At 54.0% G+C, this 20,368-nt stretch carries 30 protein-coding genes; 25 read left to right on the forward strand and 5 right to left on the reverse strand.

The genetic code is table 11. The features are described from left to right. Positions 1 to 43 precede the first annotated feature (43 nt). From AB1598_13935 to AB1598_13970, 8 genes are all read left to right on the forward strand, one after another. Entirely contained in the window at positions 44 to 592 is a 549-nt protein-coding gene (locus AB1598_13935; GenBank protein MEW6146107.1) for a hypothetical protein, read from the forward strand. Next, positions 579 to 812, forward strand: a complete 234-nt coding sequence (locus AB1598_13940) for a hypothetical protein (GenBank protein MEW6146108.1) — start codon at positions 579 to 581, stop codon at positions 810 to 812. Before AB1598_13935 ends, AB1598_13940 begins: the two co-directional genes overlap by 14 nt. A gap of 284 nt (positions 813 to 1,096) precedes the next feature. Next, positions 1,097 to 1,423, forward strand: a complete 327-nt coding sequence (locus tag AB1598_13945; GenBank protein ID MEW6146109.1) for a hypothetical protein — start codon at positions 1,097 to 1,099, stop codon at positions 1,421 to 1,423. Continuing rightward, positions 1,410 to 1,880, forward strand: a complete 471-nt coding sequence (locus AB1598_13950) for a hypothetical protein (protein ID MEW6146110.1) — start codon at positions 1,410 to 1,412, stop codon at positions 1,878 to 1,880. Before AB1598_13945 ends, AB1598_13950 begins: the two co-directional genes overlap by 14 nt. After that, positions 1,877 to 2,143, forward strand: coding sequence for a hypothetical protein (locus AB1598_13955; protein ID MEW6146111.1), 267 nt, complete (start codon positions 1,877 to 1,879; stop codon positions 2,141 to 2,143). Before AB1598_13950 ends, AB1598_13955 begins: the two co-directional genes overlap by 4 nt. Then, entirely contained in the window at positions 2,088 to 2,423 is a 336-nt protein-coding gene (locus tag AB1598_13960) for a hypothetical protein (protein MEW6146112.1), read from the forward strand. The genes AB1598_13955 and AB1598_13960 overlap by 56 nt, the downstream gene beginning before the upstream one ends. Beyond that, entirely contained in the window at positions 2,420 to 2,824 is a 405-nt protein-coding gene (locus AB1598_13965) for a hypothetical protein (protein ID MEW6146113.1), read from the forward strand. The genes AB1598_13960 and AB1598_13965 overlap by 4 nt, the downstream gene beginning before the upstream one ends. After that, positions 2,793 to 2,993: a hypothetical protein gene (locus AB1598_13970; GenBank protein ID MEW6146114.1), complete on the forward strand. Its 201-nt coding sequence runs from the start codon at positions 2,793 to 2,795 to the stop codon at positions 2,991 to 2,993. Before AB1598_13965 ends, AB1598_13970 begins: the two co-directional genes overlap by 32 nt. Positions 2,994 to 3,377: 384 nt before the next feature. Here the strand turns inward: AB1598_13970 and AB1598_13975 are convergent, their stop codons facing one another. From AB1598_13975 to AB1598_13995, 5 genes are all read right to left on the reverse strand, one after another. Then, entirely contained in the window at positions 3,378 to 3,743 is a 366-nt protein-coding gene (locus AB1598_13975; GenBank protein MEW6146115.1) for a hypothetical protein, read from the reverse strand. 364 nt (positions 3,744 to 4,107) lie between these two features. Further along, positions 4,108 to 4,713: an HXXEE domain-containing protein gene (locus AB1598_13980; protein ID MEW6146116.1), complete on the reverse strand. Its 606-nt coding sequence runs from the start codon at positions 4,711 to 4,713 to the stop codon at positions 4,108 to 4,110. Positions 4,714 to 5,067: 354 nt separating this feature from the next. Continuing rightward, positions 5,068 to 6,375, reverse strand: a complete 1,308-nt coding sequence (locus tag AB1598_13985) for a M64 family metallopeptidase (protein MEW6146117.1) — start codon at positions 6,373 to 6,375, stop codon at positions 5,068 to 5,070. Positions 6,376 to 6,706: 331 nt separating this feature from the next. Beyond that, a complete protein-coding gene (locus AB1598_13990; protein MEW6146118.1) occupies positions 6,707 to 7,135 on the reverse strand; it encodes a hypothetical protein in 429 nt (142 codons plus the stop codon). Between the two features lie 391 nt (positions 7,136 to 7,526). After that, complete coding sequence (locus AB1598_13995) at positions 7,527 to 8,096, reverse strand: sigma-70 family RNA polymerase sigma factor (GenBank protein MEW6146119.1); 570 nt, start codon at positions 8,094 to 8,096, stop codon at positions 7,527 to 7,529. A 478-nt stretch (positions 8,097 to 8,574) separates the two neighbouring features. On the opposite strand from AB1598_13995, the gene AB1598_14000 reads away from it, so the two are divergent. The 17 genes from AB1598_14000 to AB1598_14080 all read left to right on the forward strand — a co-directional run bounded on the left by AB1598_14000 (position 8,575) and on the right by AB1598_14080 (position 20,261). Then, a complete protein-coding gene (locus AB1598_14000; protein MEW6146120.1) occupies positions 8,575 to 9,411 on the forward strand; it encodes a class I SAM-dependent methyltransferase in 837 nt (278 codons plus the stop codon). 116 nt (positions 9,412 to 9,527) lie between these two features. Beyond that, positions 9,528 to 9,680: a hypothetical protein gene (locus AB1598_14005; protein MEW6146121.1), complete on the forward strand. Its 153-nt coding sequence runs from the start codon at positions 9,528 to 9,530 to the stop codon at positions 9,678 to 9,680. A 207-nt stretch (positions 9,681 to 9,887) separates the two neighbouring features. After that, positions 9,888 to 10,145 carry a PqqD family protein gene (locus AB1598_14010; GenBank protein MEW6146122.1) on the forward strand — a complete coding sequence of 86 codons (258 nt, stop codon included), beginning with the start codon at positions 9,888 to 9,890 and terminating at the stop codon, positions 10,143 to 10,145. 86 nt (positions 10,146 to 10,231) lie between these two features. After that, positions 10,232 to 10,978 carry a hypothetical protein gene (locus AB1598_14015; GenBank protein MEW6146123.1) on the forward strand — a complete coding sequence of 249 codons (747 nt, stop codon included), beginning with the start codon at positions 10,232 to 10,234 and terminating at the stop codon, positions 10,976 to 10,978. A gap of 39 nt (positions 10,979 to 11,017) precedes the next feature. Then, positions 11,018 to 11,641: a Hint domain-containing protein gene (locus tag AB1598_14020; GenBank protein MEW6146124.1), complete on the forward strand. Its 624-nt coding sequence runs from the start codon at positions 11,018 to 11,020 to the stop codon at positions 11,639 to 11,641. Between the two features lie 170 nt (positions 11,642 to 11,811). Beyond that, the gene (locus AB1598_14025) at positions 11,812 to 12,933 is read left to right on the forward strand and encodes a glycosyltransferase (protein MEW6146125.1); all 1,122 of its coding nucleotides are present in this window, start codon (positions 11,812 to 11,814) and stop codon (positions 12,931 to 12,933) included. Continuing rightward, positions 12,926 to 13,657: a glycosyltransferase family A protein gene (locus AB1598_14030; GenBank protein ID MEW6146126.1), complete on the forward strand. Its 732-nt coding sequence runs from the start codon at positions 12,926 to 12,928 to the stop codon at positions 13,655 to 13,657. The genes AB1598_14025 and AB1598_14030 overlap by 8 nt, the downstream gene beginning before the upstream one ends. 23 nt (positions 13,658 to 13,680) lie before the next feature. Further along, on the forward strand, positions 13,681 to 15,426 hold the full coding sequence (locus tag AB1598_14035) for a glycosyltransferase (protein MEW6146127.1): 1,746 nt from the start codon (positions 13,681 to 13,683) through the stop codon (positions 15,424 to 15,426). A 121-nt stretch (positions 15,427 to 15,547) separates the two neighbouring features. Further along, on the forward strand, positions 15,548 to 15,724 hold the full coding sequence (locus AB1598_14040) for a hypothetical protein (GenBank protein ID MEW6146128.1): 177 nt from the start codon (positions 15,548 to 15,550) through the stop codon (positions 15,722 to 15,724). Between the two features lie 85 nt (positions 15,725 to 15,809). Continuing rightward, positions 15,810 to 15,977, forward strand: a complete 168-nt coding sequence (locus AB1598_14045; GenBank protein ID MEW6146129.1) for a hypothetical protein — start codon at positions 15,810 to 15,812, stop codon at positions 15,975 to 15,977. Positions 15,978 to 16,064: 87 nt separating this feature from the next. Further along, positions 16,065 to 16,226: a hypothetical protein gene (locus AB1598_14050; protein ID MEW6146130.1), complete on the forward strand. Its 162-nt coding sequence runs from the start codon at positions 16,065 to 16,067 to the stop codon at positions 16,224 to 16,226. Positions 16,227 to 16,457: 231 nt separating this feature from the next. Beyond that, the gene (locus AB1598_14055) at positions 16,458 to 16,646 is read left to right on the forward strand and encodes a hypothetical protein (GenBank protein ID MEW6146131.1); all 189 of its coding nucleotides are present in this window, start codon (positions 16,458 to 16,460) and stop codon (positions 16,644 to 16,646) included. A gap of 244 nt (positions 16,647 to 16,890) precedes the next feature. After that, the gene (locus AB1598_14060) at positions 16,891 to 18,003 is read left to right on the forward strand and encodes a glycosyltransferase (GenBank protein ID MEW6146132.1); all 1,113 of its coding nucleotides are present in this window, start codon (positions 16,891 to 16,893) and stop codon (positions 18,001 to 18,003) included. A 110-nt stretch (positions 18,004 to 18,113) separates the two neighbouring features. After that, positions 18,114 to 18,308, forward strand: a complete 195-nt coding sequence (locus AB1598_14065) for a hypothetical protein (GenBank protein ID MEW6146133.1) — start codon at positions 18,114 to 18,116, stop codon at positions 18,306 to 18,308. A gap of 75 nt (positions 18,309 to 18,383) precedes the next feature. Next, entirely contained in the window at positions 18,384 to 18,563 is a 180-nt protein-coding gene (locus tag AB1598_14070; protein MEW6146134.1) for a hypothetical protein, read from the forward strand. A gap of 76 nt (positions 18,564 to 18,639) precedes the next feature. After that, positions 18,640 to 18,813 (forward strand): hypothetical protein, encoded by a 174-nt coding sequence (locus AB1598_14075; GenBank protein ID MEW6146135.1) that lies wholly within the window; start codon positions 18,640 to 18,642, stop codon positions 18,811 to 18,813. Positions 18,814 to 19,007: 194 nt separating this feature from the next. Then, positions 19,008 to 20,261 carry a nucleotidyltransferase family protein gene (locus AB1598_14080; GenBank protein MEW6146136.1) on the forward strand — a complete coding sequence of 418 codons (1,254 nt, stop codon included), beginning with the start codon at positions 19,008 to 19,010 and terminating at the stop codon, positions 20,259 to 20,261. Positions 20,262 to 20,368 lie beyond the last annotated feature (107 nt).

A 20,368-nucleotide genomic window follows, 5' to 3' on the forward strand; every position in this document is an offset into this window, starting at 1 on the left:
AGCATGTCTGGAAAAATTTACAAGTGATTTTGTCATACGGCTCATGCCGCAGGCGAACAAGACGTACGTGAGGCGCTACTGGCCCGCGGTCTACATGGCGCTCGACGAAGCGGACCTCGACTACGAGGAGATGATGCTCATGGCGCTCGCCACGATCGCCGCCGAAGCCGGGGACTTCGACATAACGGTGAGGGAGTATGTCTCCCGCTATAACACGTCCGAAGCGGCGAGTGCTGCCGCGCACTACTTCGATATGTATGACGGACGCACCGACCTCGGCAATCAAGGGAAGCCCGACGGGTATAAATACAGGGGCGGAGGAGCCGTGCAGCTCACAGGCAGATACAACTACCGCGAGATAGGGAAGGATCTGGGGCTGCCTCTCGAGGAAAAGCCCGAGCTCATAGAGAACCCGGTCGTCTCGGCGCGTGCGCTCGCATTGTTCCTGAGCAGGAGAAAGATGGATATAAACGCCGCGCTCCATAACAGGGACTACGGTAAGGCGCGGAGGCTCGTCAACGGGGGCGCGCACGGGCTCGATGAATTTCAATCTACGTACCTACGGGGGATGAGGTTAATTGGAAAGGGTTAAGGAAAGCGCGAAAAGCATTCTGAACTCACAGTACAACAAGGCCGTTTACTCGGGCGCGGTGGGGGCGGCGGTGGATTTCCTGTTCGGGCTGCTGGCTGAGTTCCACATAGACGTATCTGCCGGGCTCCAGACGAAGACACTCATCCTGGCGATGGCGCTCACGGCGCTGCTGGTGAAGAACAGGGAGAAAGAGGCTGAGGGGGATTCCGGGCGGGTGTAAGTGGATAAGATAAATTGGGATACATACCTTGTATATAGTGTATTTCCTTATGCCCTTCGACTTTGCTCCGTCTGTACCAAATGCGTTGCCAGACAAGCAGGACAGGCTCCTACTCGGGGTTGGCAGGTTTAAAAGATGAGATGCTGAACTAAATTCAGCATGACAGATTTTTTTAAAGTACACCCCTCATCCCGATCCCGGATCGGAGTCCGGGACAGGCTTTCCCCCGCCTCGGGGGAAGGAAAAAACGAATAACAAAATAAATATGGAGGAAGGAGGAAATTATGTGGAAGGAATTGCTGAAGATTGCGCCTGACCTGATCCCGATAATCATACAGACGGTGATCGACGTGGAGAAGGTCGTCACCGGGATCAAGCGCGGCGATATAAGGAAGTCGAGGGTGATGAGCATCGTCGGGAACATTCTCGATACCAAGGACTATTTCCTCGGCAGGACGCCCGAGGGGCAGCTCCAGTTCCTGAACCTGGTCTCGATGTTCGTCGATACGATTGTATCTACGTTCAATTACACGGGGCTGTTCGGGACGAGCGACAAGCTCGATTTCACTCCGATACCGGAGGGAAAGGAGGGGCAAAATGAGGGGGATTAGCTTACTGATTGCGGCAATCGCCGTCCTGACGGCGGCTTCGTGCGCATGGAAGGATATGACGCCTGCGACTGAAATAGTCTACGAAGGGGATCTCACAGGGAACGTAACAGTCACGTACCCGTCGGCGGAGAAGGTGCTCGAAATATGCATCATGACCAAGGCGTGCATGGGGTTAAGCGAATACAGTTACGCGCTTCCGAAGATACGAGGCATGAAGGGCGGGAACGCTGTCGAGTGCGGAGGGACGCTCAGGAAGGGGTGCTACGAGGCTGCGGATAACGGCGACGCGCGGGGCGGTTTGGTTATCGTGCCCGAGGGGGGGGATATCGACATCATCGCGCACGAGTGCGTCCACCACTGGCTCTACATGCACACCGGAGACCTCGATCCGAAACATGAATCGGGACTCTTCCTTACGTGCGGGGGGAGCTACATGCTTGACGAGGGCAGTGAATGATAGGTTCGATTATCGCGAGCGTCCTCGGCTGGCTTGTCGGCAAGATAGTTGGGAAAAAGAAGGAGAGCGAGATCGAGGAGAGGTATGCCGAGGCGAGGAAAGAGAGCGCCGAGCTCCGGGCGGAGAACGCCGGGCTTCGTGTTGTAGGAGAGATTGAGGACGAGGAAGCGGAAGTTAGGAAGGAATGGGAGGAGGCGGAAGAGAAGAATGACATTCGCAAAAAGTATGAAATTCTCAAGCGTGATTTTGGCGGCGGCGATTAACCTCTCGGCGTGCGCCGCGCCAAGGGTGATCACGCCCGAAATAAGCCGGGAGAGCTACGAAGCGCTCAAGGAATCCCAGCCCGACTGCAAGATGCAGATAGGCGCGCTCGAAGCGGCCCGCGAATTGCCGGACCCGCTTACGGCATGTCCCATCGTGAGCGACGACCTTATCCTGGACGCGCTCTACTGCTACAGGAGTGTCTGGAAGCATTGGGAGAACGCATACCGCGTTCTCGACACCGAACTGGACGCAGCTCAGATGGGAGGCGGTGTGAAATGATGGACGGAAAGCTTTTAGAGCTGGGCGTGGGGTTCATCGCCGCTCTCATGGTCATACGCGAGGTGCTGGGGTTCCTCGAAAAGAAGAAGAACGGCTCTGCGGGCCATAGCTTTATAATGAACGAGCACGTGAACGACGTTAAGGGGACCGTGTCCGCGATAAAGGACAAGGTGGACGACCTCCACGAGTGGCACAACAAGACGGACGCGGACGGAATACCGCTCTGGTACGTGAGGCGCTCGCTCGAGGAATCCATCAGGGAGCTCGGGGAGAAGATCTATCTACAGATAGAGATACAGACGGAGATTCTCAGGCACATGGAGAAGATGGAGGAGTATTACAGGAGCAAGTCGAGGAAGGAGGGGAGCAATGGAAGTGATGTCGCCGGTTCCCAGTCTTAACGAGCTGATACTTAGCTTCCACACGGGGAAGCCTTATCTGATGTGGATACACTTCGACCCGAGATACGGGGAGCAGCCGTGCGCCTTGTGCAGGATCCCTTGCCGCACGCTTCTGATGACCTCGCCCACGGCGGGGATATGCGATGCGTGCTGGGGGAGGGGAAGGTGATGAATTGTCTACCGAGATCTTCATTAAGGATTAGGGGGATAGAATGATTCTATCCCCCATCCTTCTACTAGCAATTACATGCTAGTCTTGTGTCTTGTCCGGTCGACAAGAACATACACCTGGCCGGGGCGTGGTGTTGGGGGGAATTTCTCCCCTTTAACCAAAGTGACCTCGTAACCAGTCGTCGTGTTCCGGTATTGACCGGATACCGGGACTATATCGCCCGGTCTGAAATACTGAGACATGGTTCGTCTCCTAATTCAGTCCATTTTTGGATTTGTTGGAATTTGAAAAAGGTGTTAAAATCAAGAAATACATCATGAACCTTTTTCCATCCAACAGATGGACCGAGGTTTTTATAGGGGCGTGCTCGAACACGCCCCTTTATTTTTTTACCTCATTTATCACTAAATATTCGTTCTCACTATCCCAACTACAGTCGAATTTTTTGCTTTTTCTCTTCCCGTCTGGCTCAAGTTTAAAATCAGATATAAAATTTTTCGCGTTCAGATAGTAAAAATTTGAGCCCTCTCTTCCGATGAGTTTTAACCCAAGAGCATCATTATGAGTGGTTGGCTTAATGATTAACCGATTATTTTCTGTATCTAGGCCAATTCGGGCGTATCTCTTATCTTTAAAATAAGTGTCGATGGTGTATTTACTCAATGATATAAGGTTCTTAGATATGCGTATCTGGGCTTTGTTAGGAGAAGTTCCACGACCGGGGATGTACCATTGCTCAAAACTCATTATATCGCCTCTTATTTTTCCGCGATTATTCGAAATTGAACTTCGTCATTCATACATTCTATAATACTGTATTCTTCATTAATATCAAGTCCATTGTAGGCAAATCGTGTATTTCTTAAAATCATGGTTAAGGTCTATTTTTTAATTAGACAAATCAGATGACTTCGGTTTATTGCCTAGGAATGGTTCCGGCTTGATTTTGCAGTAACACACATACCGATCATTGATGGAATACGCTACTGATCTTTCAAAATGAGATTTAGGTAGAATTAATATAATGATACGAGTAACATATGATACATCCTGGAAGGGGGAGGTGACGTCGTAGGAGTGGTCTATTCAGCAGGAAGCGGGCGCGAGATTTCTAAGTAGACGGCATATCGGCGTGCGTTTGCGCCGGTTCCGCCGGAAGCGCTGCCATCCGCCACCTCACATACATGACGATCGCGATATGGACGAGAATCGCGAAAGCGATGGCGATGATCTGGTCCGCCATGGTGACACCTGATGTGCGCGACATGACAATCAGTGCATAGAGTCCAACCGGCAGAAAGAGCAGCACGGCTGTAACGAGTCCCGGATTATAGCTGCGCTTTGCCAGGGCCCCGAGAATGTGAACCAGGGCGTTGATCAGGGTTAGATAGACGGCGATCAATCCCAGACCGAGATCGACGAAGCGCGCGAGATAGAGTGCGATCATATTAACCACCCACACGCAGCCGATGTTGATTACTACTACCGCCTCGGTTGATAGCACTTCCCGTCCATTGGCCATGACGCCGTTCACGTACCTTCGAAAGCGATCGCCGTGGTGCTCTTCGACCTGGTGGATCATGTAGACGGGCAGCTGCAAGTAGACGAGCAGCAGAGGCAGACTGAGCGTCCGCGCTAATAGCGGCACGAGCGCAAGCAAGAACAGTCCGGCAATAAGACCGGTATACATCCAATTGTGAAAAAACCAGCGCTTCATCGTTATTACCTCTTTTTTAGTCCCTATATATCGGTCAACTCAGGCGCACCGAAAAAAGTATATATCCCTTTTTGCATGGTTGTATTACGTTCTTCAGGCGTGGGTATTCGCGATGCGTGCCTGGGGAGGGGGAGGTGACATTGCTCGACGGGCTCCCATCTTCGTCAAGGCTACACAGGACAGACTGAACTAATGGGGAAATGATAGATTTCTCACGTACGTTCGAAATGACGGAGTAAAAAAAGAAAATCCTCCCTATCCCTCCTTTTTCTAAGGAGGGAATTAAAGGCAAAGACAAACAAAAGATTTCTCGCGTTGCTCGAAATGACAGGTTGATTTAATTACGGTTGAAGTCTAAACGTTCGGCTCGTCGGTGCCTAGAAGCTGAGTGAGTTTGTTTCGGATCGCCCGTGTGCACACAGCGCAGAAACGCTTCTTCCCGAAGTCGCGCATGAGACAATTCTTCTCGGGCCTGAACACGCTGCAGGACTTGTAAAGCGCTCCCTCGAACAGCCCTACCGTGCCTTCCGGTACGGGATGGTTAAAAGGCCCGCCGCCTGAACATTGATTCCTCGACGTAGGGACAGGCGTCGCCGGCGCAATCAGGTCCCTCCATTTTATTTGGGAGAGCTGTGTTTTTGCGGTCACGTTCGGATAATTTTCCGGATTAAAATCTACATACGGAATTTCGTACTCGTCCGCAAGATTGAAAAAACTGTGCCCGAGCTCATGGATGCCGATGAGCGGGGACTGGGGGTTGGTCGAGAATACGGCTACTTCTCCGCCCGACCCGCCGTATATCCCGCTGTTGACCATAGCGAAAGCGACATGCGCCTCAGGTATCCAGTTGCTCCAGACCTTCTTGGCGGTCGTCCTGTCGACGACGAGAAGGCGCTTGTTGTTCAGTGCGCCGCAGAAGCTCGCATTGAGATATGTCCTCACGTCTACGGGCGGCGCCCCTCCCTGGCACTGCGCCGGCAGGTCTGCTCCGCTGTCGGTCGAAGCAATCTTTACGATGTAAACATTGGTCTTTAGCCAGAATTCATTGAAGGGCGGGAAATTTTTGAAAAAGTTTATGAATTTGTCAGTATCGGTAATAAACTTAGGCATCTCCTCAGCCCTGTAGCCTTCGGCGAGTATGGCGATAGTCCAGCATTCGCTGTCGCTCCCGTGATCGACGATCTTCTCCTTCCCGAGAATCGTCCCGTTCTCCACTCTTGCTGCGACAGCTATCGGCGGGAGTATTACTTCCGCGGGGTCGATCGTGAATGTGAACGACTGCCTAGCTATTCTAAAAAACAGCTCCGCCTGGAGAGGCTTGTTTATGATCTCGAGCGTGAAGACGATACCCGGGTCGGGAATCAGGACCGAGAAGGTCGGGTCGGGGTCTTTGAGGGTTTCGTAACTGATCGGGCTCTCCGCCCCGTCGCCGTAGGACTCTGTTTCGGTGCGGAAGGGATTCTGCAGTCTCTGAATATAGAAAACGTTGTTTTCCCGGTCGGTTAACTTGACGTAATAACCGTTATACTCGTCCATCTCTTCTATCGGATCGGACGGGGGAGGAAGTATATCGACCCGGGTCTGGGATTCGAGAATAATATTGTAGTTCCCGTATCTGAAGTCGAGCCTGAGGCTCTTCCTCCATTTCCTGTTGCCGGTCATCTGTGCCTTTTCCGAAATCGCTTCTCAAGACAATAATACGATATGCATGTGCAAGTGTAAATACTGAGCGGCGTCTGTGAACTGCGCCGGTGGTGGGGGAGGGGGAGGCTAGGAACGGACGAGATTGCCGCGCTTCGCTCGCAATGACAGATGGATCATCCCTCGCCCTCCTTTTACATCCTGAAACAATCCTGAAACCAGTTCAGGACATGGTTCAGGACAGGCGGAGGGAATTAAAAGAGTCAAGGAATCGCGGCTGGAAGCCGCTCCTACAAAGAATCGGATGGGATTCCGGATTGAATCCGGAATGACGAATTGATTGGGATCAGACTCACTCAACGACCGGCGAGCAGGCGAAGTCCAGATTGCCCGCCGTGCCTGAGAAATTGCCGTCGCCGGGGTATTCCTCAATTGTAAAAACTTCGCTCCCCAGGTTTTCCCCGTTAAACGGGTTCCTCATCACGCAGTCCATGGCGAAGCAGTCTATCGCCTCGCATTTCCGGGGATTGATCCTTACCAGCTGCTCGGGCGGCGGGACGGGGTCGTCGATCGGGAACGACAGCACGCAGTCGAACCTGTTGCAGACCATCTGAAGCCCGTCCGTCGGGCAGTCCAGGAAGCCGAAGAGGATGTCCGGGTCGTCCTGCAAGCGCACGCAGTCGTCACTGCCACCTCCGTCGCAGGCGGAAATGAGGAGGGCGGCGATTAGTATAACGCCGAGTTTTTTTATTGAGCTGGGGAATAGTGGAACCCTTCTCATATAACTAATTATATGTGAGTTGGAGCCTGTAATACAACTGTTGGCGGAGGTATTCCTCGGCGTTACGTCCCTCGATAGGCTTCCGTCTTCGTTAATACTTCGCAGGGCGAACGTATGGGTCATTGGAAGTCCAACCCATTCATACTTCGACAAGCTCAGTACGAACGGGTTGGGTTGCGTTATCGGTATTTGCGGAAGAGTTACTGCGTACGCAGATTCTGCGCCTCAGGACGAAGGGGTTTGGATGGTTAGTTAGTGAAAAGTAACACCCTCACCCCAGCCCTGAAACAATCCTGAAACCAGTTCAGGACATGGTTCAGGACAGGCGGAGGGAATTAAAAGAGTCAAGGAATCGCGGCAAGATGCCGCTCCTACGGAATATGAAGGCGACTTAACCCTTCCCGCACAAGGTGCATTCGTCCATCATCCCGACCTCGCCCCTGAGCTTCCCGTCCTTCCCTAAGGAGAGTTTGCAGCACTCGATGAACATCTCCTTTATCATCTCCCGCCCCCTCTGAATCCTTGACTTGAGTCCCGAGTACGAGATGTCCATCTCTTCCGCGATCTCCTTCTGGCTCTTCCCCTCCACGTCGCTCATCACGAGGGGCTCCCTGTATTTCTCCGGCAGCCTCTCTATGAACGCTCCGAGACATTTTTCTATCCCCGAAAGCGGGTCGTCTACGCCGCCCGTTTCCGGGACAGTCGTATCTTCATCGAACTCCTTGTCCGGGAGCCGTTTCTTTCTGTAGTAATCGTTGAGCGTGTTCTCCGTTATCCTGTATAGCCACGAGGAGAGCTTCTTACTCTCGCGGAGGTGCGACAGGTGGGCGTGGATCTTCATGAATATGTCCTGCATGAGGTCCTCTGCGTCTGCCTTGTTGCGCAGCTTTCTCAGGAGATGTGACCTTATCCTCCCCGAAAATTCCTCCCATATCTGAGCGCTTTCTCGTGTGTTATCCATAATAGTTGAATTGGGTAACAATCCCCCCCATCCTTCTCATATGTATGGCGCTTCGTATATCAGTACCTGATTTGCTACAACGACAGCGCGTCCTGCTTCTCACTTGCTCGAAGCAGTTCCCCCCATCGTGGGGGGAAGGAACCGTAAGGGACGGACGCATACCTTATATTATATGCCATCTGAAAGGCATGCGCCTGCGGTCTAATTCCAATGAGGATCAGCCGCACTCGCATCCGGTGCATGTGCATTCGAATACGACCTTGCAGCACGTATTTTCTCCGCACCTGCATTCAACTTTCTCGGTATCCTCTTTCTTTACTTCCTTCTCAGCCATGTCGGGCCTCCTTTTTGTATTTTCTACCATTATAGACGGGGAGGGGTGCGAAAAGACGCAAAATCAATAAAATTTGCCGTGTTCCTGCCCTCTTACGTCTTTACTCCTACGCGCTACGGTTATACTAATTCCGGGAGGCCGTACATGGCAGAAACGGAGTTAAAGAAAGAATATGCGCTCAGCGACACCGAGAACGAGAAGAAGAGGCTCGAGCAGCAGTCGCGCATAATCATCCAGACGACCAGGCGTATATTCGACCTTGCGGGGATCGCGCGCGGGATGAGGGTGCTCGAGCTCGGCACCGGTGCGGGGGACGTGGCGCTCCTGCTCGCGGAGATGGTGGGGCCCGTAGGGGAGGTCGTGAGCATAGAGAGGAACCCCGAGATACTGGAGACCGCAAAAAAGCGCGCCGAGCGGGGAGGATACAAGAACATCAGATTCATCAGCGGCGACGTGAGCGCGGCCGAGCCCGAGGGCGTGTTCGACGCTCTTGCCGGGCGCGCCGTGCTTATGTACGTGCCCGGGCCTGCCGGGGTGCTCAAGTCGCTGCTCCGTCACGTGAGGCCCGGGGGCGTGGTCGTCTTTCAGGAGGTGGATTTCACCATACGTCCCGTGGCAATACCGCCGCTGCCGCTCTTCATGAAGTGCTGGGACCTGCTCTACGCTGCTATGGAAAAGTCCGGGACGGAGATGCAGATGGGGTTCAAGCTCCTTCCGGTGTTCAAGGAGGCGGGGCTGCCCGAGCCTGCGATGCACATGGACGCCTTCGTGGGCGGGCCGGGGTCTGCCGGACTCGACTGGTTCGTGAGCACGATAAAGAGCCTCGTGCCCATGATGGAGAAGCTGGGCGTGGCGACCGCAGGCGAGGTCGGAATCGATACGCTAAAGGAGAGGCTCATAGCCGAGGCCGCCGGGAGCGGTACCTCCGACTGGCTCGGGATGTCGAACACGTGGATAAGCGCGTGGACGAGGAAGCCATGAATCATTGAAGAAAATTACGCACGCGGTGATGGAGCTCCGGCGCTGATATAAAAAAACTGGCAATTCCGCCGATCATGAGATAGACTTTAAATACAAAAAAGCAGGAGGTAGGCAACATGAAAAAGGTACTGTTTGCGTTGACTATTACACTGGGGATCGCGCTCGGCGGGATCGTATTGACGACTTCAAACGTGCTCGCCTGCGGCGGAAAGGACAAGGGCACGACGTCCGAGCAGCCGACGGATTCGGGTGATTCGACCCAGTCCTGAGCCCTGTCTGACCGGAAGAAATAATCAAATATGCAGAATACCCCGGAGCGCCCTCGCGGGCGTTCCGGGTTTTTTTGTTTATGATGGCGGCTAACCGAAATTTTCTCCGGGCGGCGGTTGAGGCTCCCCCGGCCTTGAAACGGGGCCCGGAATTCGGGATAATAACCTGTCTGTTCTGAAATTAATCCAATAGCGGGGCGTACTCAAATGAGCGAATATCCGAAAATCGCCGAAGGCATAGACATAAACGAGGTCGAAGACGGCTACGTCATCTACCAGAGCGAGAAGGACAAGGTGCACTATCTCAACAAGACCGCGGTGCTCGTGCTCGAAGCATGCACGGGGAAAAATTCTGCGGCGGACATCACCGCGATCGTGAGGGAGGCGTATCAGCTCACGGAGGACCCGGAAAAGGAAGTCGCCGACTGCCTCGACACTCTAATTCAGGAAGGGCTCGTTAAATAATTTACGAACGCGGATACACGCTCCTAGACACCGCATTCACCATACGTACGGACGGCGAGGAGGCGGCGCGGCTTCTTGATTTCGTAGTGCACGAAGCCGAGCAGGACTTTCCCGTCACGAAAGAGTCGGTGTACGATTTGAACCTCAGGGACGGCGGGTGTGAAATCCTGAAAAACGGCGAGCTCGCGCATTCCTCGGACGACATCCACAAGTCGATATTCAACCTCCAGTGGCTCATGCACAAGGAGGCTCTCGCCGGGATAACGGACCGTATCCGCATTCACGCAGGCTGCGGGGAATGGGAGGGGAAGAGGTTCCTCGTCGTCGGGGACAAGGGGGCGGGGAAGACCACTCTCATGGTCACTCTGCTGCTGGCTGGTTTCCGCGTGGTAGGGGACGAGCTCGCGCTCGTCAGGGACGGGAAGGCCTTGCCGTTCCCTCGGCGGTTCAACATAAAGGAAGAGAGCACGCGCCTCCTCACGCAGCTGAAACCGCTCTTCGAGACGCTCCCCTACAACATGACCTACTATAACCACAGGATGTATTCCCTCTCCCCTCACGACGTCGGCCGCGAATGGAAGATCGACGAGGGCGAGGTGCGCGCCGTATTCTATCTCGTGCCCAACCACGGCGGGGAAACGCGCATCGAGGAGTGCCCGAAGTACATGATGGTGAACAGGGTCATGCCGATGAGCTTCCTCTCGGAGGAGGACGACCACATGAAGATCGGGCACTTATGCAGGATGATAGACAACGCCGAGTGCTATACCATTTATATAGGCGGCCTGGAAGGCGCGGTCTCCGGTTTACAGGAAAAAATGTCCGTGATATAATGGGGATAAGAGGTTATCAAAATAGCGGGTGGGCGCACGATGAGCGACAAAAAATTTCTGGACGGTATTAACCCCGAAAGGCGGGAGTTCCTGGAAAAAGTAACCAAAGGAGCTTTCATCATCCCGACCGTGATCTCCGTGATGATGCTTGACCAGAAGCTCAACCTCACGACTGCCAACGCACAGAGCAACGACTTTGCTCCAGGTCCTTGTTTGTCTTTCGAGACTCTGATTTCTACACCGCTCGGCAAATTGCCGGTATTCACACTAAAACCCGGAATGCTCGTATATACGCTTGATGCGGACGGCGTCAGGACGGCAATGCCGCTCGAGCTCGTATCGAAGGCATTGGTTCCCGCAAGCCATACGCTTTGCCGCCTTGTCCTCGACGACGGCAGGGAAGTGCGCGTGTCGGCCGGGCATCCTACCGCTGACAAAAGGAAAATCGGCGATCTCGTTCCCGGGGATATCATCGACGGCTCGGTCGTCATATCTGCCGAAAAGGTCCTTTACTCTGCTGGCTTCACGTACGACCTGCTCCCTTCCGGGGATACGGGCTATTACTGGGCCGACGGCGTCCTTATGGCAAGCACACTTTCGCCAGGCTTCGGATTCATCGTCCGGAGGCCCGGTCGGCGGGAAGAGCCGCGCGTTTCCGCCTGAGCGCGATACCGGCGCATCCGAATATTCAATTATCCATTGCCCGGCCGCAGCGGCATTACGGATTTCTCCGTATGCACGCCCGGTCTTCCGTAATGATTTTATAAATTATAGTTTCGGACGGTTTATGTGTCCCGCCTCTCCGGTTATTATTAAGCGGAGGTGAAGCGGACTTGAGCGATATTGTCTTTTCAGCATCCATGATAGTCAGGAACGAGGAGAAATTCCTCGAAGGCTGCCTCGAATCCATAAAGGACGTCGTCGACGAAATAGTCGTAGTCGACACCGGGTCGAAGGACGCCACGAAGGAGATCGCCGCCCGGTTCGGGGCCAGGCTGTTCGATTTCCCCTGGACGGGCGATTTCTCCGCCGCCCGCAACTACGCGCTTGACCGCTGCCGGGGCGAATGGATCCTATACATAGACGCCGACGAGAGGCTCGGGCCCGTGAGCAGGGATGAGGTCAGGCGGCTGCTGTCGGACAAGCAGAAAGTCGTCTACACGGTCAGGTTCCACCCGATAGGCGGCTACACCGCCTACAAGGAATACCGCATATTCAGGAACGACCCACGGATACGTTTCCAGGGCGTGATACACGAGTCGATGCTTTCCTCCGTCATGGCGATGGGTTACGAAGAAGGGCTTGGAATAGGCGAGAGCCCGCTCGCGATCCACCATACGGGTTACGACGGCGACCTCATGCACAAGCACAGGCGGAACCTCTCCATGCTCGTGAAGCAGATCGAGCGGGAGCCCCGGAGGATGTACCTCAGGTGGCAGCTCGGGGTCGCTCAAAAAGGGCTCGGCGACAGGGATGCGGCCGAAAAGACGTGGATGGAAGCCATAGAGATGACGCGCGGCAAGGAAGCCGTCACCCACGAGGACAGCCACGCCTACTATGAAATGATATGTCTCATTAACGAGAGAGGTGGAGACCCCTCGTGCATTCTCGACGAGGCCCTGACGCTATTCCCCGATAATTATCTCCTGATCTGGACGAAGGCGGTCAAGCTTGCGCAGGGAGGGCGATTCGATGAAGCCGTTCCGCTTTTCGAAAAGCTCGTCTCGGTCGACCCCGACGCGCTCGTCGACGGTCCACTTTCTTACAACACAGCCATATTCAGGGAGCTTTCGTACGAGCCTTTAGCGGCCTGCTTTTTCAAGCTCGGCAGGTACGGCGAGAGCGAAAGGTACTACGCGCTCGCTTCGGGATGCGACCCGGACAACCTCGAATACCGGACGAAGCTCAAGTTCCTGCGCGCGCTGCTCGAAAAATCCCGGACCCGACATGGATGACAAGCCTCTCATATCATGCCTCTGCATCACGCGCGGAAGGACGAAGCTCCTCGAAAGGGCGGTTCAGTCCTTCAGGGATCAGACATATCCCAACAAAGAGCTCCTGCTCCTCTACCAGACCGACGACGAAGAGACGGCGGAATACGTGCGATCGATGGAAGACAATAATCTCATGCTGGTCGAGGTGCCCTCTTCCGAAAAATTTAATCTGGGGAGATTTAGAAACCGCTCCATTAGCGAGTGCCGCGGGGATTATTTCTGCCAGTGGGACGACGACGACTGGTCTCACCGCGACAGGCTTTCTTTCCAGATGGACGTCATCGAATCGAGCGGGTTGCCGGCATGCCTCCTGTTTCACTGGCTTATGTACGACGAGCGAACGGGTAAATCGTATCTGTCCAACAGGAGACCGTGGGAGGGGTCGCTTCTCTGTAAGAAATCGATACTCGGCGACGATCTGAGATACGAGGAAGTAGTGAAGCATGAGGATACGTATCTGGTTACCGAGCTCTTCAAGCGGAGCCTTGTTTTCCCTGTGATGATGCCCAAGCTCTACATATACGTTTATCACGGTGACAACTTATGCACGAGAGAGCATTGGGAGAAAATATTCAGGGCTTCAACGGAACTCTCCGCCGACTCTACATCGATAATCAAAGGCATACTCGATGGAAAATATACGGGGGAGGAGGCGTCGCGCCTGCTGGACGGAATCGAGAAATAAGACAGCCAAGACATTTTGAGAACATGGCCATACCAAGAATAATTCACCAGACGTTCAGGAGCGGCGATATACCCGGTAAATTCGGCCGGTTCAGGGAGCACCTTATATCCCTGCACCCCGGATGGGAGTATAAATTCTACGACGACGAGGCGTGCAGGGGCGCGGTCGAAAAATTCTTCCCCGCGTTCCTGCCCGTATACGACCGGGCGTCCGTGATACAGAAGAGCGATATCTTCCGCGTCATAGTCGTTTACGGGGAGGGCGGATTTTACCTCGATATGGACATGGAGTGCCTTAACCCGCTTGATCCGCTGTGCGAATTCAGGTGCGTTTTCGGTGAGGAGTCTACTCTTTCCGGGGAATACGCCCTCAGGCTCGGGCACAGGGACAGGCTCCGTGTCGCGAACTATATGTTCGGCAGCGAGCCCGGCCACCCTTTCCTGCTCCGCATACTGAGGAAGATGGCCGGGGAGTCACGCCGCGACATACTCGCGGAGAACGACGTCCTCGAATCGACGGGTCCCGGGCTCGTCACCACTGTATATCACGACTGGAAGGATAAGCTAAGGGACGTGGTGCTGCTGCGCAACCTGGACCGCGCGTGCCCGGTGACGGGACACGTCGCCTGTCATTTCGGATACTACGCCAGACACCACCACATGGCGTCCTGGAGGTGGGAGCATAAAAACGGCTCGCCCCAGTATGCCGACGCTATAAGGGTGAAACCGGCTGAAGCCGACGTCGAGCGATTATTCCGGTATATAGATTCTAAACTCAATGGAGCGCAAGTATCCGATGATATATATGTGCTGCGGACGTATGACGACAAGGCTTACGACGGCTTGACTAATGTATTCAGCCGTTCCAGTCCTGTCGGGATCGTGGTAAAGGACACTAAGAGTCTATCCGGCAAGAAGGTATTGGTCTGCGGCGTCCCGCACTGCTACGTCTACAGGCTTTCCAGGCAGAATGTTAATGTCGCGTATACGACGTTTGAGTCAAATGCAATCCCCAGTTTCTGGGTCGAATCGCTTAATGCCGACTACGCCCGATGCATAGTCCCACACGAATATATAAAGGAGGTATTCATCGCATCGGGGGTGCGGATACCTGTCACGGTCATACAGCAGGGTTTTACGAGGTACCGGAGGAATGTCCGAATCAAACCGCAGAGCGGTGTCTTCCGTATTGGGTTCCTCGGCGTGCCCTATAACAGGAAAAATTTATTTAAAGTATATCAGGCGTGTGTGAATCTCCTTGGATCGATACCGGGGCTCAGGCTCGTTGTTCATTCCGCGTTAAAGTATTCCGGTATATACACACCGGAAGTCTACCTCATGGAGAATTCCCCCTTCGTCGAGTGGACATGGGGCGCAAAGGACGAGGAATGGACTTCGGAATGGCTCAGCCGGCTCTCCTGTTACATCTTCCCTTCGAGCGGGGAGGGATGGTCGTTCACGCCCCGCGAGAGCCTTTATCTCGGCATACCGACGTTATTGTCCGATATACCCGTGCATAAGGAGATTATCGAGTCCGGATTCTGCAGGGCCATACCCGTGAGCGGAAAGGAGGAGGCGAAATACGAAGGGAACACCTACGGCCAGTGGGACAGGGTCAGCGTGAACGATATCGAGGAAGCGATATGGGACGTATACCGGAATTACGGGAGCTACCTCATACGCGCCTTGCAAGGGGGCAGGTGGATAGAGAATAAATGGACGAACGAGAGCTCTCAGCAGATGCTTCTCGAATTCATGCGCTCCCTCTAAGCGGCCGATAACAGCAGGAAAATATAATCCGCTTAACTAGTCCGGAATTGTACGAATATTGCTTGTTTATTAATCCAAAATATGATATATTTTCGGAAAACCTGACTATGGAGGATGGTCCATGAGCGAAAAGAAAATATTCGACGGCGTCAACCCCGAAAGGCGCGAGTTCCTCGAAAAAGTGACCAAAGGCGCGTTCATCATCCCTACGGTGATCTCCGTGATGATGCTCAACCAGAGGCTCAACCTCACGACGGCCAACGCCCAGAGCAACGACGGCGGCGTAGGCGGGGGATAGAGTCCTGTTCCATCCGTGTGTTTTACGTTATAGCTGCTAATGCATATGATTGATATTTAATACTGGAGTTGAAGGAGAATCACGCATGGACGATAAGAAATTCCTAGACGGCGTTAACCCCGAAAGGCGCGAGTTCCTCGAAAAAGTGACCAAGGGCGCGTTCATCATCCCGACAGTGATTTCCGTGATGATGCTCAACCAGAAACTCAACCTCACGACGGCCAACGCCCAGAGCAATATGACTGTTCCGTAAACGGCGCTGCCGGGGCTAAAAGTTGTATCTGCTATTACCCCAGCTGCCCGCGCGCTGTAATTCGAATCTCAGAAAGGAGGGTGTCCGATGAGCCAGAAGAAATACCTAGACGGCGTCAACCCCGAGAGACGCGAGTTCCTCGAAAAAGTGACCAAGGGCGCGTTCATCATCCCTACGGTGATCTCCGTGATGATGCTCAACCAGAGGCTAAACCTCACGACGGCCAACGCCCAGAGCAACGATACCTGATCCCGGTCATTGTTATCCTTTTGCGCTCAAGCGCTAACCTGTAAACCGGGAATACCGGACGAAGCCGAGGTTCGTATCCGCGCTCCTCAAGAAACCCTTAACCGTCGGCCGGTATGACCTTGTCTTATTGACCCCACGCATTAATTTGTAATGGATGCGTCAAAGGTTGCAATCCGGCGCCATTTTATATATCATAGAGCATAGAGTCAATTCCCCAATGAGGTTAAAACGATGGACGAGAGCAAGAAGTCTTCTAAAAGATACCTCGATGATATGAACCCCGAAAGGCGTGAGTTCTTGGAGAAACTCACGAAAGGCGCGTTCGTCATCCCGACCGTGCTGTCCGTTATGATGCTTAACCAGAAGCTCAACCTGAATACCGCGAACGCGCAGAGCCAAGATCTAACGAGTCCGCCTTAATAGTTTTGTACTTTTACCGAGGCTTTAATTGCACCCTCTCAAGTGCCAAAGTGCACTCGTGAGGTGTAGGTCTTTACCCCGCAATGTTCTTCCCAATGCTAATCAAAACCGCAGGGCAGGCAAAAACTCCTTATACATGAGAGAAGCCGCCCGGTCACCCCTGGGTATCCCACCGAATCCATCCCGCCCGTCCTCTTTTTAATCAGTCCCTACCGGTTATAATTATTTTCCGGGTTAAGCACAATTGAGCAATTTATTCCTTTCAGCCGCCATGATAGTGCGAAACGAGGAGCGTTTCGTCGAAGACTGCCTGAAATCGCTCAAAGGCGTTGCGGATGAAATAGTCGTAGTCGATACGGGATCGACCGACAGGACTAAGGAGATCGCTGCCGGTTACGGCGCCAGGGTATTCGATTTCCCGTGGATAGACGACTTCTCGGCCGCACGGAACGAATCGCTCGAACATTGCCGCGGGGAATGGATAATCTACATCGACGCCGACGAAAGGCTCGGTCCAATCGATAAAGAAGCGGTCAGGGCCGACCTCTCGCGTCCGGGGTTCGCAGCGTTTACCGTGAAATACCGTCCAATTTCGTGGTTCACTACATTCAGGGAATACAGGATATTCAGGAACGACCCCAGGATAAGGTTTGAAGGGATAATTCACGAGACCGTGGTCCCGTCTGTTATGAAGGTCTGCGAGGAGGACGGGCTTGCGATAGGGGACTCGGTCTTGGTAGTAGACCACATAGGCTACGACGGCGATCTGGGACGCAAGCACAGGCGGAATCTGCCGCTGCTCCAGAGGCATGTCGCTAACCTCCCGGAAAACATATTCCTGAGATACAGGCTGGGGGCGGTGCTCAAGGGGTTAGGCGATACCGAAGGGGCGGAGAGGGAATGGCGGAGGGCGATCGAGACCGTCCGCCGTAGCGATAATCTCATACCCAGGGACAGCATGTCGTATTACGACCTGATACGTCTCCTCCTCGATAAGGGTGAGGACGTTACCCCGCTCCTTGAAGAGGCCGAGGCGCTTTTCCCGGACAATTACCTGATAATGTGGGCAAAGGGGATGGTGCTCATGCACGGGGGGAGGTTTGATGAGGCGGTCTCTATCTTCGGTCGGCTCACGTCCATCGACCCGGATAAACTCGACCCCGGCAGGATCTCGTACGACAGGAGGATATTCAGCGAGTTCTCGTACGAGCCCATGGGGACTTGCTTTTTCAAGCTGGGCAGGCTTGCCGAGAGCGAGCGCTGTTATTCCCTTGCTCTGGAGCGCGACCCTGCAAACCTGGAATATCGGACGAAGCACAGGCTCGTATCCGCGCTGCTCGGGAAAAAAACCGGATAGCCGGCTTGACCGGATTTCCTTATGAATCCGGAATTGCTGATAATTCAGTTGCAATCAGGCGAAGTTTTATTTATCATTGTATCCAACAAATTCCTAAAGAGGCTCAACTGATGGACAAGAATAAGAAGTCTTCAAAAAGATTCTTCGACGATATAAGTCCCGACAGGCGCGATTTCCTGGAAAAGCTGACCAAGGGCGCGTTCATCATCCCGACGGTCATATCCGTGATGATGCTAAACCAGAAGCTCAATATATCGACCGCGAACGCGCAGAGTACGGATGGGATGTCTCCGACCTCGAATTAATGTATTTCAATTGTTTGCGGCGACGGCTGCATAGAATACTAATTCGAGTAAAAACATTGTGTGAGGAGCTGAAAGATGAGCAACAAAAAATTCCTCGACGATATAAATCCCGACAGGCGCGAGTTCATAGAGAAGATTACCAAAGGCGCATTTCTGATACCCACTGTGCTGTCGGTAATGATGCTAAATCAGAAGCTCAATATATCGACCGCGAACGCGCAGAGTACGGATGAGATGTCTCCAACTTCGAATTAACGTATTTCGAAGGTTTATTGCAACGGTTTCAATAGAATACCAATTCGAGTAAAAACATTGTGTGAGGAGCTGAAAGATGAGCGACAAAAAATTCCTCGACGATATAAATCCCGACAGGCGCGAGTTCCTGGAAAAGGTGACCAAGGGCGCGTTCGTCGTCCCGGCCGTCATATCCGTGATGATGCTCGACCAGAAGCTCAACCTCACGACTGCCAACGCCCAGAGCAACGACGCCGTAACTCCTGGCTGATTTTTCATCCGCGTTTCTGGCAGCTGGATTAACTGCTTTCTGTCGGACCTTTCCGTCCGGCATATCGTTCGTTTTATCTCACAAAACTGCGTAATTCCCGATCTATACATCTCACTCGAAATATTCAAGCTTGTTACTGCCTCCCGTATTGGAGATAATAATCACAATACGAGTATGCGCGGTGTAATCCCCTCATGAAAAAAGGGAAAGGCTACGGAGGGTGCTGGCCCACACCGGAGCAGGAGCTCCTTCTCAGGGCCTCCCTGCTCGATGGCTCTGGGGCTGTAGGCGCTTTCCGTGAGTGGAAGGCCACGTCCGACATCGATACCGTGGACCCCGGCTCCTACAGGCTCTTCCCTCTTTTGTACAAGAATCTCTTATCGCACGGTGTAGACGACCCGCTCATGAACATTTTCAGGTGGGTCTATGAGAGGACGCTCTCCAACAACGGTACGCTCTACGAAAGGCTCGCGGGACTGCTCTCCGAATTCAACGCCCGCGGGATGCCGGCCGTTCTCGTCAAAGGCTCCGCTCTCGCGCTCCTGTATTACGGCGACCCCGGCCTCCGCCCGATGATGGACGCCGACATCCTCGTGCCCGCCCGGAGGGTGCGCGAGGCGATAGATATGATCACGGCCCTCGGGTGGCGGTCGTCCGTAACCCCGCTCAAGGGCATTTCCGATGCGAGGCTCCTCTCGAGGCTCGGATGGACTCCGGGGGAAAGGGACGTCAGGGATTACACGGAGGAATACTTCTCGGTCAGGCACGGGCAGGACTTCACGAACCCCGCGCGGTTCACGATTGACCTCCACTGGCACCTCCTCCACGGGTACAACCGTCCCGACGCCGACGACCTTTTCTGGAAAGGGGCGCGGAATATCAGCGTGGAAGGAGTTCCGGCGCTCGCGCTCGACCCCGCCGACCAGCTTCTCCAGGTATGCTCGCACGGGGTCGCGTGGAACACCGTGCCGCCGATAAGGTGGGTGGCCGACGCGGCTGCGATTATTCGTAAAGAAGGGGAGGGGCTCGACTGGGAGAGGCTCATTCACGCAGCGGTGAGGCACGGAAAGGTCCTCCCCGTGAGGGAAGCGCTCGGTTATCTCGGCCGCTTCCTCGATAAGCCCCTGCCGGACGTCGTCCTCGGGGAGCTCGGCTCCCTGCCCGTATCCGGGGCCGGGCGTTTCGAATACCTCGTGAGGACGAGGCCCCCGGGAGTGCTCGACGGGCTGGTCGAGCTCAGGTTCCTCTGGAGGGCCTATTCGAGCGAGAACGGCGGTAAGAATATATTTGCGAGGATTTACGGATTCCCCGAATTCCTGGAGCACGTTTTCGGCATGGGGAGCGCCTGGCACCTCGTCCTCTATTCAGGGTATGAATTGGTGCGCCGAACGGGGAAGATTATCGGCTCTGCTGCGGAGAGGGTCCTGGGAAAGCGCGCGTCTGACTGAACCGAGCTATACATACCGATCAAGAGTAATCCCGCCGCCATTCTAACAATGATTCCTTCCCCCTTGAGGGACGGTTCTGAGCGTGCGCAGGAACCGGTCGGACTTAC

It is taken from the genome of Thermodesulfobacteriota bacterium, from assembly GCA_040754335.1.
GTDB lineage: Bacteria > Desulfobacterota_D > UBA1144 > Nemesobacterales > UBA2774 > 2-12-FULL-53-21.